Genomic DNA, 19,608 nt, shown 5'->3' with positions numbered 1-19,608 from the left:
GGACTGTTGAGGTCGTACTGTGTGATGTGGTTCGAAGATCCGTCAAGAGGGGCGTAGATTCGACCTTCGCGATCTTGTCGGAACCCTGTCACAATCGCGTTTGAGGAAGGTCCGCGTCCTCGGCTGTACATCGTCCCCATTCCGAAAGACCCCGAAGTGGATTGGCCCCCTGTGAATCCAGTTCTCTCAGTAAAGCAAGGCATGCCAAACCTCCTGTACGCATTGAGTACCGCTAAGCCAGATTATATGCCCTAACGGCTCGTGAACAGTTGCAATGACTTGCCCCTGAGAGTCACGTAACGAACCCACCCGAAGTTGCTCGACACATTGGTTCGGCCCGTTATCTTTCGGCCGTGACGCTAGGCGCCCCACTTGGCAGCGACCATTGACCAAATTGTGGATTGGTTGCCTATCGCCAGGGAATCCTTGCCGACGGGTTCAAGTAAGTACTTCGCAACATTGGGAAATGTCCGCGGCGCTGACGGAAGCGAAACTTGAGATGGCGAGTTTCGGAAGTTCATATGCAACTTTCCTCCAAGCCATCGACGGTACTCATAGTGCGCTGGCAAGGCAAAGTGTAGCCCCGCGTGTATTTTGCGTTGGGACTGATGTTCCCTCATCAGCATGTCTGAAAGGAAATACAACCACGCCACGGGATGTTGTTCTCGCATTGGAAATCGGCCTCTGTCATCGTCGGTTGGCACGAACAGCGCAAGTTTCTTATCCGGATCAGGAAAGAGGTGAAGTTCACCAAAATCCTTGAGATGTTGGACCAATAAGACCGCCGCAGTCCATAGATCCGGAGTGAAACTGGGTGCAATTATTTGAAGTCGTTCGGCGACCGAACCCGAATAGACGAAGTCAGGTTTAACGCTATACGGGGGAATCATTGAATAATCGATCGCAATATCGTGTGGGGCATATATAGGATCAAGCCATCCCAGTTCTGTGAAGGGCGTATTACCGTCACCGGTCAGACCAAGCACGAAAGGAACTGCGTAGGCATCAACCCAGATCATCTCTGCGAGAAGACGACACGAGTCGTCGCGCGTAATGGTCCCGATTTCTAACAGATTCTGCGCGATGTACTTCGCGTATCGCGCGCGCCCACTTACATTGAAGGCGAAGTGAGCCAGGCGGCAAGCTTCGGCGTAATTGGCTAAGGTTGCATCTTGCTGTAACGAGCGACGGGCCATTCGATTTCGGATATAGCTCAAGTGCTCCGCGGCAATAACTCTCGTCGCTGGAACGAGGGCCTGATTGATGCCTTCCGCGAGAATGGACTCCTCGCGATCGTATGACGCCGTCTCGTCAACATTGAGGAAAACGGTCCAAGCTGCCCGACAAACTGCGGCCATCAACGCGAATTCGTGGCTCAGACGCAACTTGAGGTGCTTGACTCGAGTGTCATTCTCAGACATTTGATTGGCATCCGAGCCCAACTTGTCCCGAAACAATTCGATCACGTTCATGTGTGTCATAGCGGGAAACGTACCGTCACTACTTACTCCAAAGTGAAGTTCGCTACTGAACGCCCATGACATCGCAGGCACGAGAACCTTGAGATCATCGAACGCAAAGAGCAGCATGAGTTCTTGAAACTCTTCATCGCTCGGGAAGTCAAGAAGCTCAAGGTCCTCCGTTGCCCCCACCGTCGCCTGACGGATACAACTGTAGCCACCAGAAATGACATAATTAAGGTACTCCAGGTCCAATGCTGCGTCGTCTGGGAGATGGTTGAAAGATGGCAGCCGGATGAGCTCGTCAAAGAAGATCTCGGAGTCGATCAGCACAAATTCTGGAGTATCTTCATCTCCCTTTAGATCAAGCGAGGCAGTTTGAACCGACTCGTCGTCAGGAAACACGGTCTTCACGTACTCGAGCAGACGCAGCAGGATCTTTGCGATCATCACCAATGGCATGTCACGAATTTCCTCAGCCTCTGGGTCGACTGCATTCAGCGCGGCAACGATGAGAATTGCCCCGCGGATTGCTGCATCGTCCCCACTTTGTCGACGTGCATTGGCAGCACCTTCGTCAATAAAAGTAGGCACGACCCAATCTTTGCACGGATGCAATTCCCCTGAGGACGATACCGTTGACCACTCGATGTTGCACTTGCGTTCTGAAGGTTAAAATCGTGATGCGCGATTAGGTTAGTTTCGCGAAGGGCGCAGTCAGGGAGTCAGCGCAACGCCTGTACGGAAACCCTCGTTATGAGGATGTCGTCATAACGGGGGTTATGCCGAGTTCGTGATTATGCCGAGGACTGTGTTAGAGACCAGTAAATAGGAGGCGACCCGGAAAAAAGATCGGCATAATCCGGCGACATTGTCCGAGACTCTCTTTGGAAACCACCAAAGAAAGCGGATCAATATGAAGAAACCCATAACTGTGCGAATGGCGGGGCCGTTGGCCCCTTACGCCGCTGGCTACAGAGAGCATCTCGCCAGGCAAGGTTATCGATCAACCATCACGAAGCATCTGCGGCTAATGGCACAGATCAGCCGGTGGCTCACCAGTCGGGGCCTGGATACGCACAGCCTCACACCCGCGGGTCTCGAGGAGTTTTCTTCCTGGAGGGAAGATTCTGGCTACGTCACCTCATTGTCGCGGCATAGTGCTGCTCTGCTGTTTGACTACTTGGTCGGTGTTGGAGTAATCACTCACGTCGAAGTAATCGTCGCGGAGGGACCATTCGACGAGGTTTTGATTCGCTACGCACGTTACCTCACCGACGAACGGGGCTTATCGACGTCCAGCGTCGTTCAATACGTTAAGGCGTCTCGAAATTTTCTGCGGTGGCTACGCGCCCACGGTGATGTCGAGTTACGAGAACTTAATGCTGGCGTCATCAATCAGTTCGTTCTCGCGACGTGCCAACGAATGAAGATCACCACCGCGAAACTAACAGTTTCGAAGTTGCGCTCTCTCCTACGTTTCTTCTATCTCGAAGGAATCACCCCAACCGCAATGGCGCCGGCTGTGCTCGCCGTCGCGCCGTGTCGTCAGTCCTCGCTGCCCAAGGCCCTTGACGCCGCCGCCGTCACCCGTCTCCTTAAGAGCTGCGATCGCCGAACAGCATCGGGCGCACGGGACTTCGCCGTTTTGATGTTGCTGTCGAGGCTTGGTCTGCGTGCGAGCGAGGTTGCCGGGTTACAGCTGAGTGATTTCGATTGGCGACGGGCGGAAGTCACTATTCGAGGCAAAGGCAATCGCCAAGACAGGCTTCCGCTCCCGAGCGACGTTGGCGATGCCCTTGTCGCCTGGCTGCAACGAGGTCGACCGCGCTCCGTGTATCGTTCGGTGTTCGTTCGAGCATGCGTGCCATTTCGCGAGATCTCCGGGAGTGGCATTTCGGCGATCGTGAGGCGCGCCTGTGGTCGAATTGGGCTGCCGCCCGTCGGTGCTCACTGCCTACGACACACCACGGCCACGCGGATACTGAGAGCCGGAGGAAGTATGGCCGAGGTTGCACAAGTGCTTCGCCATCGTTCCCAGCAAACGACGGCGCACTACGCAAAAGTGGACCGACTAGCGCTCGTGGCCGTGGTGCGCTCGTGGCCGGGAAGTGTCGCGTGACCAGTCTTCTTCAACACGCCGAAGAGTATCTGACAGCCCGCCGGGCACTCGGCTATAAGTTGCGCAGCGAAGGCTATTTGCTCACCAGCTTTGTGACGTTCGCCGATCAATCCGGCGCGGAACTCATAACGACGGAACTGGCGATGATCTGGACTCTACGGGCGGTGGATACCCACCTCCACAATATGGCTAAACGAATGCGAGTGGTTCGATTCTTCGCGCGCTATCTCTACGCGATAGATCCCAGACACGAAGTCCCGCCGGACGATCTATGTCCCAGTCGGGGACACCGACCCACCCCCTACATCTACAGCGACGCGGAAGTTGCGGCGTTGATGAACGGTGCGAAGGGGCTTGACGCACCACTTCTTGCGATCACCCTGGAAGCGCTTATTGGTCTGTTGGTGACGACGGGCATGCGAATCGGGGAAGCCATCGCGCTTAACTTCGGTGACGTCAACTGGGACGAGAGTCTGCTGACAGTGCACAACGCCAAATACGGAAAATCTCGAGAGGTTCTGTTGCATCCGAGCACCGCCCAAGCACTGAGGCACTACGTTGGCGAACGAGACCAACACATCCGACCAGTAGACCAGAGTGTCTTTGTGTCGACACGAGGTACTCGGATTAACTACAGCACGGTCCGCCAGGCATTCGGCGCACTGCGCAGCCGCACCTTCGTCGGAGAAGCGTCGTGCCGACCACGCATTCACGATCTTCGACACACCTTTGCCGTCAACACGCTGTTGAGTTGGTACCGCGACGGTGGCGACATTGCTTCACGCACGCCACTACTCTCAACCTATCTCGGCCATGCCAATCCGGCGAGTACATATTGGTATCTCTCGGCGGTGCCGGAATTGCTATCGCTGGCGGCGCAACGCCAGGAGCATGCTTTCACCCTCACGCTCGAGGGGCGATCATGAGCACGGTCGCCCCGACGTTAGAGGCGTTCTTCACCGATCGACTCATCAATCAGCGCCAAGCCAGTGCGCACACCGTGGCCGCCTATCGAGACACGTTTCGTTTGCTCCTCGCGTTCGTGCATGAGCGCTCCGGGACCGCACCCAGCGTGCTCGACTTCGGTGATCTCGACGCCCTACTCATTGGTGCGTTCTTGGACCATCTTGAAAATGAACGACACAACAGCACCCGCACGCGGAACGCCCGGCTGGCGGCGGTTCACTCATTTTTCCGATTTGCCGCACTGAGTCATCCCGAGCACGCGTCCCTCATACAAAGGGTCCTGGCAATTCCCACCAAGCGCGGTAGTCGAACTGATGTCTCGTTCCTCGACAGATCAGAGATAGCTGCACTGCTGGCAGCACCAGACCGAACGCGATGGATCGGTCGTCGTGATCACGCCTTGCTCGTCACGGCCATCCAGACCGGGCTGCGGGTATCGGAACTTACGGGGCTTTGTCGTGAGGACGTCGCTTTGGAGAAAGGTGCGCACGTTCGTTGCCTCGGGAAGGGTCGAAAGGCGCGTTGTACTCCGCTCAACGCCGACACTGTTGTCGTGATGCGCAGGTGGATGGATGAACAAGGAGGAGAACCTCGAGACCCGCTGTTCCCTACGAGTCGAGGGCGACCGCTCAGCCGTGACGCTATAGCACTGGTCGTGGCGAGGCACACCAAGACCGCTCTACGCACATGCCCGTCGCTCAAGCACAAGACGGTGTCACCGCACGTACTGCGACACACGACTGCCATGACCCTGCTGCAGAGCGGCAACGACGTCGCAATCATTGCAATGTGGCTCGGTCACGAATCAATTGAAACATCACAGATTTACATCCACGCCGATCTCTCAATTAAGGAACGAGCGCTGGCGCGCAACGCGCCGTTACAAACCACGCCGGTTCGCTACGTTGCAACCGACCGGCTCGTTGCCTTTCTCGAAGCGCTCTGATTATGCCGATCTTTTCTTCCAGATCTCCGCCCATCGCCAGGCCTTGACACGTTTCTCGGCATAATCACGAACTCGGCATAACCCTTGGAATCCGCAGATGGTCTTGTCAATCTCTTCGATTGCTATCTTGAATCTCTTCGAAGCCAGACTGAGACTGTGGGCATCGCCACCTCCGAACTCATCGAGTTCGTTTCGAAGTTGGTGATATCAAAGTTTCTATCTCCGACCCGGCCAGGGATTGCCTGCGGGTATTTCGAATCATGATTCGCAATAAGTAAGGATGAGAATGTAAAGCGCTCGTGGCATCGTGATTAGATGCCGACATCTCCATGCACCGAGCGAACATTAGGAATTAGTGTACTTCTTAACCCGTTCCCAGAACTCTTGGATTCGCTTGAGCTCTCGCTCCATTTCTACGATCGTTGGAGCCGTGTAATTTGTTTCCTCACTTTTATCGTGCCTTCTGGCCCATGTAGTGACGTTCCCATAACCGGTTTGAAAATCTGTGTTGTCTTGGTCGGTGACTTTGGCAAAGACTCGAAACTGCTTCGCTTGCACGTTGCCCGTGCCTCGGTCAACAGCCGTAAAAACGATCTCACTTCGCACTATGCGTTCCCACGTCTCAGAAACCTTCCCGGCCCAATCAGACGAGGCTTTCTCGAAATCATCAGACAACATAGTTGACTGATTATCCCTAATTCTCACCAGTTCAGTCCCAAGGGACGCAAGACGGGCTTTCGCGTCCTTGGCTTTCCACGGATGGTTGTCGACAATTAGGCCCGGTTGTTTCGCTCCGTTTCGTTCAATCGCTCGCTCGGTTACGGTCACTTTGAGTTCGCCTGAAATCTTCACAATTTCACCAAGAAACACCAGATCGTGGGTAAATACTATGACTTGACGGTCCTGCGCGATCTCCACTATTCGGCGGGCTGCTTTGTCACGACGCTCATGGTCGAGTGAAGACATCGGGTCGTCGAAGACAACCACAGACTTGGATTCATCAAAGTGGACTTCTGTGAAAAATCCTGCAAGACCTGCGGCCGTCTTCTCGCCTTCACTTAGCACTTGGCGCGGGGAGTTGCCCGCCGCACCTAGAAGCGCAGGCTGGTGTCGGAGTTTGCCCTTCGTGCTCCCCTTGTCGCCAAGGACAACATGCTCGAGTTTCATTTGCTCCGATTCACGCACGAAGTGGTCTTTGACGACATCGGTTACATACTTGCGAGCAAGTTCCGCGCTTGCTTTCGTGGCTGATGCAGTGCTGATTCCACTGGAAAGGTCACGGAGAACCTTCTCGTGCTTTAGGCGTGCGACTTCCTTTTTGATCGCGCCTTTCTGATCGGCGACAGCAATCTTGTCTTTTAGCTCGTTCGTCGCTGTGGTCGAAGTTACGAGCGACTCCTGGAACTTGGTCTCGTCAATCTTGCCTGACTTGGCCGTGATGCTGATTGCCAGCGACCGCAGAGCCCTAACATCTACATTCGCCAGCTCTATCAGCTTGTCCAGAGTCTCACCGCGCAACCGCTGTCCAAGTCTTTCCTTGGCTGATTGAGCGACTGTCAGCGCCGACTGTAGAACCGTACCTAGTTTCTTGTCGTCCTTCTTGATGAAATCAATCGCTTTAGTTGCTTCAGTCGTCGACACCTCAAACTCTTTGATCGCTTCTCTCGAATCGACAAACTTCTGTTCTGCTTCCTTGGCACGCTTCTCAACATCGTTGTGAACGAACTGATGGAACCTCGTGAGCCTGTCGCGAGCCTCGTCCCCGAGTGTTTGATGGCATAACACGCACAGAGAGCCATCTTCAACAACGGGGAATTCTTGATCGGGATATGCATCTTCCATTGAATAGCGCTCAGCGGATTCCCAGAGAATGCGCCAAGACTCTGAGCCAACATTCGCAAGCGGTTCCTCAGCGAATGATGTTTTTGATGCGTTACTCGCGGCCGATCGGAGTTCCTTGGCATCGGTCTGCTGCCTGATCACAGCTTCAGCAGCGCTTATGCCGAGCAATCCTGTCACGCGGTCCAAGTGAATAGCTAGAGCCTCGATACGCGACGCTCCTTGATTGAGCCGAACCTTTTCTTTGTGAGGATCGGTCGTCTTGAGACGAGCCTCTTCCTGAGTTAGTTCAGCTAAAGTTTGATGGGCATTTTCATCCAATATAAGGATCGAATCAACATCCGCCTCGGACGTATTTGGCGAAAGGTCACGTACGAACTTCTGAACGGAAGTTCCCGTCGTGAGTGCTGGTGCCACAAACTTCGTCGACTGACCAGCTCGGACCAACTCGTCTATGAATGCTTTGACCATATCGATGTACTTAATGAGTTGATCGAAAACACCCAGAACGGAAGGGCGGTAACTGAGTTCTGATTCACGGTCGAGATAGTCATCACCACAGGCTTTGTCGTAGAAATGCGCTTGCTGTAGCGATGGGTCGTCAAGTTTCGCCCAGTCCTTCTCGAGTCGACCTCCGATCGACTCATACGTGATCTTGGCACTTTGTATTCCTGTGGACGCAGCGTAGGCATCAGGGAGTATGTCTTCGCGATGGCGAGCTCCGACGATGGCCTTCACCAGACGGGCATAGCCGGACTTGCCAGTCCCATTATCACCGTAGATAACCGTAATTCCGTCTAGTCCGAACGTCAGATTCTGCCCACCCAAGAGAGCGTTGATGTTTTCGAGTTCGCTGACGCTGACCAGTCGAGTTGTGGCACCAGCCTGAGCACCCGAGGGCAGATCCGATGTGGATAGCGCTGGGGTTTCCTCGATTACTGAGTTACTGACTATCGCATTTGCGACACTTTCGATGTAATCACCGTCAATGACTTCAACACGGGCAATTCGCTTGAGAAAGTTGCGCTGCCACACCGGAATTCTCTTAGCCCACTCGATTATGTCGTCCTCGATGCCAGCCATCAAGTCGCTCCCGCTCCTGCTAAAAGTTCGGTCCGGTGGAGTGCCGACTCAACTGCACGTTCCTTAAAGTTAGACGGATAGTCGTACTTGTACTTCAAAAGAAGCCTTCGCATCTTGGCGCGCATGTCGGCCTTGAAGCGAATATAGATCCGCGGCTCTCTAACGTCGAAGAAGACCGCCGAAATATGTCTAGACCCTCGTAAGGCAACCAAATCAGGCATCAGTGTCCTCTACGTCCTTCAAATCAGTAAACTTGACCGCCATCGTGGGGTTTCCTCTTGTCAGCTTCTTGATAGTCAAATCATCGGCCTTGTTGTTCGCGAGGCGAAGGTTATTTTCCGAACCGAGCAATGCCTCTTTGGTCTTTTGGAGATGTTCGATGGTTTTGTCGATCTCGTCAATTGCCGTTTTGAACTTCTTGGAGGCCAGATCGTAATTCCTAGCGAAGCCAGTCTTAAAGGCTTCCAAATCATCTTCGAAGTTCGTGATATCTATATTCTGCTCACGTACTCGGGCCAACTCGGACTTGTAGGTCAACGAGTTGAGGGCCCCGTTTCGCAGCAACGTGATCATCGGAATGAAGAACTGCGGTCGAATGACATACATCTTCGGGAAGCGATGCGACACGTCGACGATGCCACCATTGAAGAGCTCGCTGTCAGGTTCGAGGAGAGATACGAGGATTGCGTATTCACAACGTTTCTCGATGCGATCCTTATCCAACTCTTTCAGGAAGTCTTCATTTCTCTTCTTGGTCGCTGTTCCGTCGTTCTCGTTTTTCATCTCAAACATGATCGAGATGAATTCTGTGCCCCCTTCGTCGGCCTCACGAAAGACGTAGTCGCCCTTGCTTCCTGTGCGTACATCGTTATCTTTCTCGAAGTACGCCCGTGGGAACGCAGTAGCGCGAATCTTGTTGAACTCGATCTCGCAATGCTGTTCAAGCGTCTCGCCTACCATTTTGGTAGAGAGCCTCGCTTTCATGTCCTTTAGACGCTCAATTGCGTCGTCTCGATCTTTGATTTGCGTCTCGTACTTCTCCTTTAGGGAATTCGCCAGCAACTTCTGCTCAACGTCCTTGGCCTCAAGATCGCGCTTCAGGCCGTCTCGCTCCTTCTCGACACCTCCGAGTGCTTCTCTAAGTGCCAGCCTCTTGGCGACGTCAGCAGACTTCAATTCTTCCTTAAGACGAGCGATCTCCGCGTCCTTCTTGGCAACATCGTCTTTGAGCTCACCAGTGACTCTCGCCTGGACGAGTTCCGCGCTCGATTTGAGTTCCTCTTTAAGCCGAGCGATCTCCGCGTCCTTCTTGGAAGCCTCCTTGTCCATCTGGCTGGCGACCTTCGTCTCCGCCAATTCAATTGCGGTCTTCTTGTCCTGTTCGGCAAGAGCCAACCGCTCGTGCAGCGCCTTGTCGAAGGCCTCGTCTCGCACCTGATTCAGAATGTCTGCATATCCCGCTTCATCAATCTTGAATGCTTTGCCGCAGTGTGGGCAGGTAATCTCGTTCATTTTTGCACCTCCGTTTCTTCGATACTTAATTCAACTTCTTCTACCTCTGGTGTCGGTAGGAGCGATTCGGGATCAACGCCAACCACTTTGCAGAGTCCGACAAAGTGTTCGTGGTCAAGTTGATTCATGAATACGAAGACCGAACTGATTGCTCCATTGATCTCGTCAGGGTTAACTGTCTCGTCGGTCTCAGGCGTCTGACTATGTGAGTAGGCGTGTGCATACCGTGTGAGTTGTTGTCGGAGCGCATCGGCATCGCCTTTGTAACCCGAGTCGATTAACAATTTCGTTGCATTTCGCATCGAGGCAGTGAAGTCACCTACCCAGTCCGGTCGCTTGAACGCAAGAAAAGATTCGAGAATTCGACGGATGACATTTGGAAATAACAGTTGCGCATCCAAGCGATTTTCGAGAGAGTCACTTGTATCCAACCTCTTCTTGGCGTCGACGACCGAGATGAAGGCATGGTGATAGCTCGAACGGATCTTCTTACGTACCGCGTCGGACTCGGGCCATTGAATGAGAACTGGTTGACGTCGTGTCAGGCCATTCGATGTAATGTGCCGTGATTTCAGTTCGTACATGCTCACCGGAAACCTCGCCTTCATCCCCGCACCTCGATGAAGGCCCTCAAGTTGAACGTCCCACTGTTTGAATAGGTCGAAGTTGTGAGTTAGGAGGACAAGTTGTTCGACCTCATCGTTCAGTGTGGCGGTCCAAATGTACGTCGAGATACCCATAAATACGTTGCTGTCGAGACTTGAGACAGGGTCATCGATGACAACTATTGGTTTACCTTTGGAGAGATCGTGGCAAGCCACCCCTTCAAGAAAATGTACAAGTGCAATTGCAGATCGCTCACCGACGCTTAGGCCGATAGCTGGTTGCCCGTCACGAGTAACGACATATCGGCCATCTCGGGATTGAAAAGAAAGTTCACTTCGACCTAGCAATCGAGCGACCTCTCGTGTCAGAACATCAGCTGACGGAGTTGGATCACCCTCTACGTTCTGGAGTGCGGCGATCTCTGTTTCTATTTCATCGATTCGGGCCTGAGCACCAGATACCTTTGCCTTTGCAGTCGTAAGATTAACGGCTTGGTTGTCGATTTCCTTCTCTTCCGCCTTAAGGTGATGTCCCTCGATCTCATTGGCGGTGGAAGTGAGAAGCTGATCATGTTGAGTGACCCGATTGTTATGCTTCCTACAGACCATGTCCATAGCTGATCCGTCAATCGCGGGTGCATTAACCAAAGTGCCCTCGACAATATTAAGCACGTTCGTGCGCTTTTTCTTCATGCGCTGAAGGATTTCGTCTGCCCAACGCTTGAGTGCATCCACTTGATCTCGAAGACCTTGGGCGGCTTCATCAAAGTCGGATCGAAGATCCTCAAACAAGAGACCGCGTGTCGGAATCTGTTGAACTAGAGCGTCACAATTGACGACGAGGCTTTCGAATTCACCACTCAGGCCGTCGAGCTCACGCTGCATTCGAGAGACCTCATCGGAGAAGTGCTGTTCAATATCGTGCAACCGATCTGTAGGCAGCGGCTGGCCACAAAATAGGCAGGTTTTCAAGTGCTCATGTAGAGCCAGTCCATCCTGGACCCAAGATGTTGCCTCGGGGTGCGCAGTCAGAGTATCCAGCACTATGGCCACCGGAGTTTTGGCGAGCAACGATTCGGCTCGCGACTTTAATTCAGCTGCTGGATTAAGCGAAAAAGAATTTCTTTCCACCTCTTCGCGATTGTCGCTAGCGACAAACCTTGTCTTTTCAGCGATCTCAACATCCGTCAGCGTTTTCCACGCAGTACGGTCGCCTACATACTTGCGACCAACAACACCGGAGTTGTAACTCGCGCGACTTCGGAAACCCTGAACGCGAGAAAGGTGACCGACCACGGAAGCCGACACACGCTCGTAGGAAGCTGTAGCTGCGCGCTCGGCAGCTAAGGCTTCAGCTCGGCCAGTGTCGCGATCGTTTGTTCTCGCAACGAGTTCCTCTTGCAGGCGCTCGATCCTGGCCTCGGCTTCGGCGGTCCTTTCGCCCAGCGTCAAGACCGCGTCAATGTTGGGACTACCTTCGTGAAAACGTAGGCTCCGCTCGATATAGGTTTCGCAGAACACGTGGAGGCGATCAAAGACCTGATCGTCGTTGCCGTTCGTATCACGACGCGAACCCAACTCTTCCACCTTAAGGGAGAGGTTTTGATAGCCATCGGTTACGTTGCGGGTTCCATCAACTGCGCGGGCGAGGGACGTCTTTCCTGAACCATTCGGCCCGTAAATCACGTTGATCTTGGCAAAGTCCGGCAAAGTTGTGGCCCATCGGTAGTCAACAAAGATCCCGCTGTCCTTAATCCAATCAAGACGGCGAATCACTACTCACTCCTATCCGAACTGACGCCGAAGAAGCGGTCAAAGAAGGTCGCCAGGCGTGTTAGAACGCGTTGTTTCATTTCGCCGTGACTACCGTCAGCCGCGAAGCGCGACACCGGTGGCAAAATCTTCGTGACAGCGGTACCAGTGGTCTGAATCACGCCATCGCGGAAAGCTGTCTTGATGTACGCTCGCGTCTCATCAGGGCGAAGTCCCTCTAACTCGATGATCGTCTCTAATTCCGCGTTGCGTCGTGTTGCAATGAATGCCTGCCATTCCTGATCGACTTCCCCTGTGGCCGATACAGAATCGACGAATGCTTCAATGAGATCCTTCTTATTTCGCAGACTTGGGCTGGCATCAACGGCTCTGGTGATCGATGCACGGAGTTCGATATCGTCACCATCGCCTCGTTCATCGCGATATTTCTCAACGAGCAAAAGGATGTAGTCGACATTGATCTCAACTTGCTTGATGAGTTCAATCTCAAATACAAGGTCATCATTGATTAGCTCTCGTTCAGCCTCAGAACCACGCCTGAACTCCGCGTACAGATCAAGATAGATGCTGCGATAATCCTGCCCCTGTCGCTCTGTGAGAATCTCGTTACCAACGAAGTCGTCGAATGATGTGAGGATGTTCTGCAGCCTCAAGATTGATCCAAACAGAACGATGAACTCCTTCTGCGCAGATTCTCCAGTGATCGGAGTTCCGAGTGGAAAGTTTTGGAGTAACTGGGCGACCTTGTCGTCGTATTCGGAGTAGTAGTCGCCATATGGTTTGAGGAGCACCACACCCTTCGCATCTTTACTACCAAAAAGAGCAATGGCGTCGTTCGTCTCTTGTTCCAAGTCACGAAATGAAATGATGTTGCCAAAGGTCTTGACTGAGTTGAGAATGCGGTTTGTTCGCGAGTACGCCTGAATGAGGCCGTGTGAGCGGAGATTCTTGTCCACCCATAGAGCATTGAGTGTCGTGGCGTCGAATCCGGTCAAAAACATATTGACGACAATGACGAGATCAATCTCACGACTCTTGATGCGTAGGGACAGGTCCTTGTAGTAGTTCTGAAACCTGTCGGTAGATGTGTCGAAGCTCGTCCCGAACGTCTTGTTGTAGTCATTGATGGCCAATTCAAGGAAATCTCGGGAGTTCGTATCTAGAGCATCTGTCTCGAATCCTTCTTCACCAAGAAAGCCATCAGACTCCTCTTCGTTAACAGAAAAGCTGTAGATCAGACCGACTTTGAGGCGCTGCGCATGGGACACGGTGTCTTGCTGCCTCTGGAACTCGCCGTAGTAAGCCTTGGCGGCGCCGATCGATGAGGTCGCCAATATCGAGTTGAAGCCAGCCAGGCGTCGGTCACCCAACTTGTAGAAGCTCGTTCGCTTCGTCTTCTGGTCGAAGTGCTCGAGGATGTAGCCGACGACCTGCTTTACGCGTTCTGGTGCGAGCAGAGCCCGCTCTCTATCAATCGCTGAGACCTGCTCTTCGGCAATGCCTTCTGGCAGTTTGATTGTGTTCACATAGTCGATACGGAACGGCAGGACATTCTTGTCACTAATTGCGTTAACGATCGTGTACGTGTGGAGTCTTTCTCCAAAAGCTTGCTCCGTTGTCTTCAGCTGTGGATTTCCGCCACTTCCTGAGTTGACTGCAAAAATTGGGGTGCCAGTAAAGCCAAAGAGGTTGTAGCGCTTAAAGGCCTTCGTGATCGAAGTGTGCATGTCACCGAATTGAGATCGGTGGCACTCATCGAAGATGATTACAACGTGGCCGGAGTAGATGGCGTGACCCTTATTTGCAGCAATGAATGTCGACAACTTCTGAATAGTCGTGATGATGATTCGCGCATTCGGATCTTCGAGCTGACGTTTGAGTACGGCGGTCGAGGTGTTGGAATTCGCTGCGCCCTTTTGGAACCGGTCGTATTCGCGCATCGTCTGATAATCAAGATCCTTGCGGTCGACGACAAAAAGAACCTTGTCGACTTCGGGCAGCTTGACTGCAAGTTGCGCAGCCTTGAAGCTCGTTAGCGTTTTGCCGGACCCGGTTGTATGCCAGATATAGCCACCTGCGGCAATCGTGCCGAGTTGCTTGTAGTTGACCGACGTGGCGATCTTCTGAAGCATTCGCTCCGTCGCTGCGATCTGATACGGCCGCATTACTAAAAGCATCCGGTCCGCTGTGAGCACACAATACTTGGTCAGAATGTTCAGCAGAGTGTGCCGAGCGAAGAAGGTCTTTGCAAACGAATTGAGATCTTGAATTGGTTTGTTCGCAGCGTCCGCCCACCAAGAAGTGAATTCGAATGAATGCGAAGTTTTTCGAACCCGTCTCGATCCTGCGGCTTCGCTCAGGTGTTGACGGCGCGTTGTGTTTGAGTAGTACTTCGTCAAGGTGCCGTTACTGATGACGAAAAGTTGCACGTATTCGAAGAGACCAGAGCCTGACCAGAAGCTGTCGCGCTGGTAGCGGTCGATCTGGTTGAAAGCCTCGCGAATGTCGACTCCACGGCGTTTCAGCTCGATGTGCACCATCGGTAGTCCATTGACGAGTACCGTGACGTCGTAGCGGTTCGATCGAGATGCGCCGCCATCGCCTTGGCCGATTTCATATTGATTTATGACCTGGAGTTGGTTGTTGTGGATGTTCGCCTTGTCGATGAGAAGCACGTTCTTCGTGGACCCATCGTCGCGGCGCAATAATTGGACATAGTCCTCTTGGATCCGTATGGTCTTCTCAACTATGCCGTCGTTCGCTCCAGCGATTCGCTCCGTGAAGAATTGTTCCCATTCCGCTTTTGAGAACTCAATTCCATTCAGTTTCTCGAGTTGAGTCCGTAAATTCGCGATCAGTTGTGCCTCGCTGGTGAGCGGCAGGTACTGATATTTCTGATCACCCAAGAGTCGAATGAACTCCTGCTCAAGTTCACTCTCGGACTGATATGCGATCGAAGTTGGCTCGTCCGAGGTGAATTCCGCGACGACCGTGCTCTCCGCACTTACGGCGATCGGCTCATAGTGTGTTGCCTTCGCTTCGCTCATGTCACCTTCTCCCTGAAGGCAAGAAGGTGATCGCGGTAATACTCGTACTGCTTGCGGCGCGCAACCAGCTCGGCGGGAAGACCAATGCTGAGGTCATTCACAAGTGAATCGAAGTTATCCAGGATCGTAACGATCCTGCGTTGTTCGTCGAGACAGGGTATTGGGATCGGATAGTTTTTGACCTTTTGTGCATTCAAATTTGACTGCGAGCCTTCTCCTAGCGCCCTAAGTCGCTCATACTCGTTCGCTACCCAGTGAAACACATAGCGGTATTCGGCTCGAGAGGGGTCGATCTGAAGGTTGCAACATGCTTGATTAGTTGTTAGCGGAATCGCGTTGATCGCTACCTTTGCGGCCGTTGCCCCATACATGGCTACAATCACGCATTTCGCAGGAATCCACTTTGCAGATGAGTTACGCAGACCTTTCTCAGTGATCGTCATCCCAGTAGACCAAATTTCGACTGAGTCAACTTCTTGGGTGCGTAGCCAGGGAATGTCACCGCCGTAATAGTCGGCTCGGCCGGATGAGGGGGTGCCACCTGACGACACTTTCGTGCAAACGTCGCCCAAAGTTGTCCACCGCACCCCGTCCTCGGCGAAGGTTAGTAGTGTGCGCCTGTAGTGGTCATATTGATGCTGTCGGGCTTCCAGCTCCGCTTCCAGCTCCTTGAAAAGATCAAGAACTTTTACGATTTCTCGCTGCACTTCGAGAGGCGGAATCGGAATTCTAATCGTGGCGAGTTTGTCGCCCGATATTCGTCGGACTTTCGTTCCCGTAATGCTCCGTTTCTTTTGGCTCCGAAACTGATCGGATTGGAAGAAGTACGAGACGTACTTCGGTTCGAGGGAATGATGATAAATGTAGGCATCACCGCTCACGGCGGCCTCTCGACTTCCCAGCCAGGCAACGGCCTTTCCAACTGCTTCATCGTCCTCGCTAGTTGTGGCGATGACAAGATCACCTGGCGCAGCTGTTCTGAGTCGCTGGGCGGTGGAGGGAATTACAAAGGAGATTGTTTCTGTTGCCCAGGTGTCGTAAGTCGTGTGAATTTGCCCATAGTGAATTGCAGGGACGCCAGCATCTATAAGATCGATCTTTTGCAACCCATTTCCCCGAATGAATTTGCCTGCTTCACCGAGTGTTTTGACCTCAACTCCATCGGGGCATGACTTCTTAATCAGATCATCGATTCGACTCACGATTGACTCTCCAGGTCAGCGACGATGGCATCAATCTGAGTTCGCAGTTCGGACTGCCGGTCAACGATGTGAGCGATCTTCACGTTAAGTTCGGCAATGTCAATCACTTCGCGGAGGTCCTCCTGCTCGACGTAGGACGATACGCCAATGTTGTAGCCATTTGCAGCGATCTCCGTATTTGACACGTGTCGCGCGAAGTGCTCAATGTCTTTTCGTTCGGCAAAGGCATCGAGCACTTTCTTCTGATTCGCCGCTGAGAGCTTGTTCTTGCTCCCCACACGGACGAATTCAGCGGATGCATCGATAAAGAGAATCCCGTTGTCGACCTTGGACTTCTTTAAAACGATGATGCAAGTGCCAATCGTGGTTCCAAAAAAGAGGTCTGGTGGGAGTTGAATAACGGCGTCGACGTAGTTATTGTCAACGAGGTACTTGCGGATTTTGGCTTCAGCGCCTCCCCGGTAAAGAACTCCGGGAAACTCGACGATCGCCGCAGTACCGTTGACTGCGAGCCACGACAGGATGTGCATCGTGAAGGCAAGGTCAGCTTTCGATTTCGGAGCAAGAACACCTGCCGGTGCAAAGCGCGGGTCATTTATAAGTAAGGGGTTGCTGTCGCCCTCCCAATTGATGGAGTAAGGCGGTTCCTTCTATAGTTCAGACGTGTTACAAACCAATACGAATACCTGTACGAATGTGCTCTAGAAGGTGTTGAGAGATAAGTGGGGTCCTTGGGCTTGCGTACTTCAAGGACGAGCAGACATGGGTCGAATCGGTTGGATTGAGTCGCCACGAGAAAACGTTCCTGAGAAGTGAATCTTGCCTAAGAGACCGTTTCGCCTTCGATCGCAACAGGAACGGCAGTCCGGGAATGATGCCTAGCCGCTGTTCAACCTCTTCGAGGTTATCCCATTCGTCAAGCAGCGACGAGCTGTAGCTCCCTCTCCACGTCGAGCGCTGCGCCCGGCAGAGCCGCCAGTCCGTCTTTTCTAAGTCCTCCGTCACTGCAACACATCATATCACAACACAGTGACATTACAAGGAAAGGAGGATTGGAAACAATCGCTTCGAATGGCTCATCGTCCCAGTGCGCGGGATCAATCAGAGTGTCGCCGTGAGCTATGTCAAAGCTTTCGTAGTTAACGTCGTGCAGAAACATGTTGATACGGGCAAGGTTGTAAGTCGTTAGGTTGATCTCTTGCCCAAAGAACCCCTGTCGTACGTTCTCCTTTCCTAGTACCTTCGCGAACTTCAACAGGAGAGAACCGGAACCACAGGCCGGGTCGTAAACCTTGTTCACTTCAGTCTTTCCTAATACGGTGATCCGAGCCAATAGTTCGGAGACCTCCTGCGGCGTATAAAACTCACCACCTGACTTCCCGGCGCTTGAGGCGTACATTTGCATGAGGTACTCATATGCATCGCCAAAAAGGTCGATCGTGTGGTCGTCGAAGTTACCGAGTGGCAAGTCGCCGATCGCGTCAAGAAGCTTCACTAGCCTTTCGTTCCGCTTAGCCACTGTGGCACCGAGCTTGCCGGAATTAACGTCAAGATCGTCAAATAGGCCCTTCAGGTCATCTTCACTATCGGCCCCAACCGCAGAGCCCTCAATGTTCTTGAAGACTCTCTCTAAAGTTTCGTTGAGGTTCTCATCCTTGGGGGCACGTTTGCGCACATTCGCAAACAACTCACTCGGGAGGATATAGAAGCCTTTCTCTGCCACCGTCTCGCGACGACCGAACTCTGCGTCTGCATCACTGAGCTGCACATAATTGAAGTTTGGCTCCCCGGCCTTACGTTCACCCGCATTGATGTAAGCGGTGAGGTTTTCTGAGATGAAGCGATAGAAGAGCATTCCGAGTACGTAGGTCTTGAAATCCCAGCCGTCAACGCTTCCTCGAAGGTCATTGGCAATTCGCCAGATGGTCTTGTGAAGCTCAGCTCGCTGGGCTTCTTTAGTTGTTGGGCTCATTCGAAGAAATCCTCATCAACGTCAACGATCTGGAGTGTCTGTTTCACTTGTACACCAACTCGATAGCGAATCATTAGTTCAGCGAGCCGCGAACCATCAATTAAGACGACGCGCGTAGGAACGCTCTTGGCGTAGTCAACTGCACCGGAACTGAAGCGCCCGGTAGTAATAAAGACGCCCTGATTTGCCTGTTGACCCTGCAGCGCGCCGACAAAGGATTGAATATCTGGACGTTGCACTGAGGAGGTCAATGCGTATCTCTTTGCTTGAATGTAAACGCGACTCAGACCCAATACGTCTTGATCAATGATTCCATCTATTCCTCCGTCATTCGACAATTGTGTACGCGTCGCTCTTGTATCAGCACCCCCATAGCCCATGGCAACAACGAGATCTACCACAGCCTGCTCAAAGAACGCGGGATCTTGTGAATGCAGTCGATCCAGCAAATCTGATGCGACTTCTTCGTTAATTCGAGTTATTCCTTCTTCGACAAGTTCATAAGGATCAAGTTCCTGACGGTCGGAGTTCATAACCGGATCGGTCAACTGCTTTTTCCAGGAATCCTTGTAGCCCTCGATTGCTCGAAGATCTGATTCAACAAGTCTCACCGGGTGATCGTGGAGGAGCTCACGACCTTGGTCCGTTATGGAGTGGTGACCTCTGGATGGGCGCGATATCGCCTTTGCTTTGACGAGATAGGTGATTGCCCAACCAATCCGATTTTCAAACTTGAGTTGGCCGGAGTTGAGAGTCTCAGCGCGCTGCTCGTCAGTCAAGCTGATCGCATTTGCAACCAGGTCGTAGAGTTCTCGACGTCCCCGGACATTACCGTCAGAAAGACTTTCAAGTACTGGAACCATGTATCGGTCCCAAGTGGGCATCTCGCTTGTCATGACGCCACCTGCGAGGATCGATTAATCCGAAATATCTGTGTGGCAATAGAAAACAAGCGGTTACTTTGTACCGCAATTTGTCGATTTCTATTTGCCATTTCTGTCACTATGTCTTCCTCTTCCTAATTGTCACCTTGTATTCATGACACACGATGCAACTACAACATTGAGATCGATCGTAGGTT

The 19,608-nt window shown here is 52.6% G+C and carries 11 protein-coding genes and 2 pseudogenes; 3 read left to right on the top strand and 10 right to left on the bottom strand.

Going from position 1 to position 19,608, the window contains the following annotated elements; translation table 11 throughout:
• Positions 1–359: 359 nt before the first annotated feature.
• Positions 360–2,054 (bottom strand): hypothetical protein, encoded by a 1,695-nt coding sequence (locus ACIDITHRIX25_RS86940; RefSeq protein ID WP_201732199.1) that lies wholly within the window; start codon positions 2,052–2,054, stop codon positions 360–362.
• A gap of 322 nt (positions 2,055–2,376) precedes the next feature.
• Here ACIDITHRIX25_RS86940 and ACIDITHRIX25_RS86935 point away from each other — a divergent pair, with 322 nt between their 5' ends.
• From ACIDITHRIX25_RS86935 to ACIDITHRIX25_RS86925, 3 genes are read left to right on the top strand one after another with little or no spacing between them, the layout of a single operon-like run.
• The gene (locus ACIDITHRIX25_RS86935; protein ID WP_349632131.1) at positions 2,377–3,582 is read left to right on the top strand and encodes a site-specific integrase; all 1,206 of its coding nucleotides are present in this window, start codon (positions 2,377–2,379) and stop codon (positions 3,580–3,582) included.
• Entirely contained in the window at positions 3,579–4,508 is a 930-nt protein-coding gene (locus tag ACIDITHRIX25_RS86930) for a tyrosine-type recombinase/integrase (protein ID WP_201732197.1), read from the top strand. Before ACIDITHRIX25_RS86935 ends, ACIDITHRIX25_RS86930 begins: the two co-directional genes overlap by 4 nt.
• Entirely contained in the window at positions 4,505–5,494 is a 990-nt protein-coding gene (locus ACIDITHRIX25_RS86925; protein ID WP_201732196.1) for a tyrosine-type recombinase/integrase, read from the top strand. The genes ACIDITHRIX25_RS86930 and ACIDITHRIX25_RS86925 overlap by 4 nt, the downstream gene beginning before the upstream one ends.
• Positions 5,495–5,839: 345 nt before the next feature.
• Here ACIDITHRIX25_RS86925 and ACIDITHRIX25_RS86920 read toward each other — a convergent pair whose 3' ends face one another.
• The 9 genes and pseudogenes from ACIDITHRIX25_RS86920 to ACIDITHRIX25_RS86880 form a co-directional block, all read right to left on the bottom strand.
• The gene (locus tag ACIDITHRIX25_RS86920; protein ID WP_201732195.1) at positions 5,840–8,416 is read right to left on the bottom strand and encodes an AAA family ATPase; all 2,577 of its coding nucleotides are present in this window, start codon (positions 8,414–8,416) and stop codon (positions 5,840–5,842) included.
• Positions 8,416–8,637, bottom strand: a complete 222-nt coding sequence (locus tag ACIDITHRIX25_RS86915) for a hypothetical protein (RefSeq protein WP_201732194.1) — start codon at positions 8,635–8,637, stop codon at positions 8,416–8,418. Before ACIDITHRIX25_RS86915 ends, ACIDITHRIX25_RS86920 begins: the two co-directional genes overlap by 1 nt.
• Entirely contained in the window at positions 8,630–9,928 is a 1,299-nt protein-coding gene (locus ACIDITHRIX25_RS86910) for a DUF2130 domain-containing protein (protein ID WP_201732193.1), read from the bottom strand. The genes ACIDITHRIX25_RS86915 and ACIDITHRIX25_RS86910 overlap by 8 nt, the downstream gene beginning before the upstream one ends.
• Positions 9,925–12,309 (bottom strand): AAA family ATPase, encoded by a 2,385-nt coding sequence (locus tag ACIDITHRIX25_RS86905; RefSeq protein ID WP_201732192.1) that lies wholly within the window; start codon positions 12,307–12,309, stop codon positions 9,925–9,927. The genes ACIDITHRIX25_RS86910 and ACIDITHRIX25_RS86905 overlap by 4 nt, the downstream gene beginning before the upstream one ends.
• A complete protein-coding gene (locus tag ACIDITHRIX25_RS86900; protein WP_201732191.1) occupies positions 12,309–15,353 on the bottom strand; it encodes a type I restriction endonuclease subunit R in 3,045 nt (1,014 codons plus the stop codon). The genes ACIDITHRIX25_RS86905 and ACIDITHRIX25_RS86900 overlap by 1 nt, the downstream gene beginning before the upstream one ends.
• The gene (locus ACIDITHRIX25_RS86895) at positions 15,350–16,555 is read right to left on the bottom strand and encodes a restriction endonuclease subunit S (RefSeq protein WP_201732190.1); all 1,206 of its coding nucleotides are present in this window, start codon (positions 16,553–16,555) and stop codon (positions 15,350–15,352) included. The genes ACIDITHRIX25_RS86900 and ACIDITHRIX25_RS86895 overlap by 4 nt, the downstream gene beginning before the upstream one ends.
• Positions 16,552–17,199 (bottom strand): annotated as a pseudogene (locus tag ACIDITHRIX25_RS86890) (type I restriction-modification system subunit M); the annotation flags it as partial. The pseudogene ACIDITHRIX25_RS86890 and the gene ACIDITHRIX25_RS86895, both read right to left, overlap by 4 nt.
• 392 nt (positions 17,200–17,591) lie before the next feature.
• Positions 17,592–18,527, bottom strand: a pseudogene (locus tag ACIDITHRIX25_RS86885) (type I restriction-modification system subunit M); the annotation flags it as partial.
• A complete protein-coding gene (locus ACIDITHRIX25_RS86880; RefSeq protein WP_201732188.1) occupies positions 18,524–19,423 on the bottom strand; it encodes a restriction endonuclease in 900 nt (299 codons plus the stop codon). The gene ACIDITHRIX25_RS86880 and the pseudogene ACIDITHRIX25_RS86885, both read right to left, overlap by 4 nt.
• Positions 19,424–19,608 lie beyond the last annotated feature (185 nt).

This window comes from Acidithrix sp. C25 (assembly GCF_904848545.2).
The sequence above is the reverse complement of the archived record's forward strand: the minus strand, read 5'-3'. Positions and strand labels throughout refer to the sequence as shown.

Coding starts and splice junctions, on each gene's coding strand:
- ACIDITHRIX25_RS86900 (WP_201732191.1), bottom strand. CDS start 15,353: ATGAGCGAAGCGAAGGCAACACACTATGAGCCGATCGCCGTAAGTGCG.
- ACIDITHRIX25_RS86910 (WP_201732193.1), bottom strand. CDS start 9,928: ATGAACGAGATTACCTGCCCACACTGCGGCAAAGCATTCAAGATTGAT.
- ACIDITHRIX25_RS86920 (WP_201732195.1), bottom strand. CDS start 8,416: ATGGCTGGCATCGAGGACGACATAATCGAGTGGGCTAAGAGAATTCCG.
- ACIDITHRIX25_RS86880 (WP_201732188.1), bottom strand. CDS start 19,423: ATGACAAGCGAGATGCCCACTTGGGACCGATACATGGTTCCAGTACTT.
- ACIDITHRIX25_RS86935 (WP_349632131.1), top strand. CDS start 2,377: ATGAAGAAACCCATAACTGTGCGAATGGCGGGGCCGTTGGCCCCTTAC.
- ACIDITHRIX25_RS86915 (WP_201732194.1), bottom strand. CDS start 8,637: ATGCCTGATTTGGTTGCCTTACGAGGGTCTAGACATATTTCGGCGGTC.
- ACIDITHRIX25_RS86925 (WP_201732196.1), top strand. CDS start 4,505: ATGAGCACGGTCGCCCCGACGTTAGAGGCGTTCTTCACCGATCGACTC.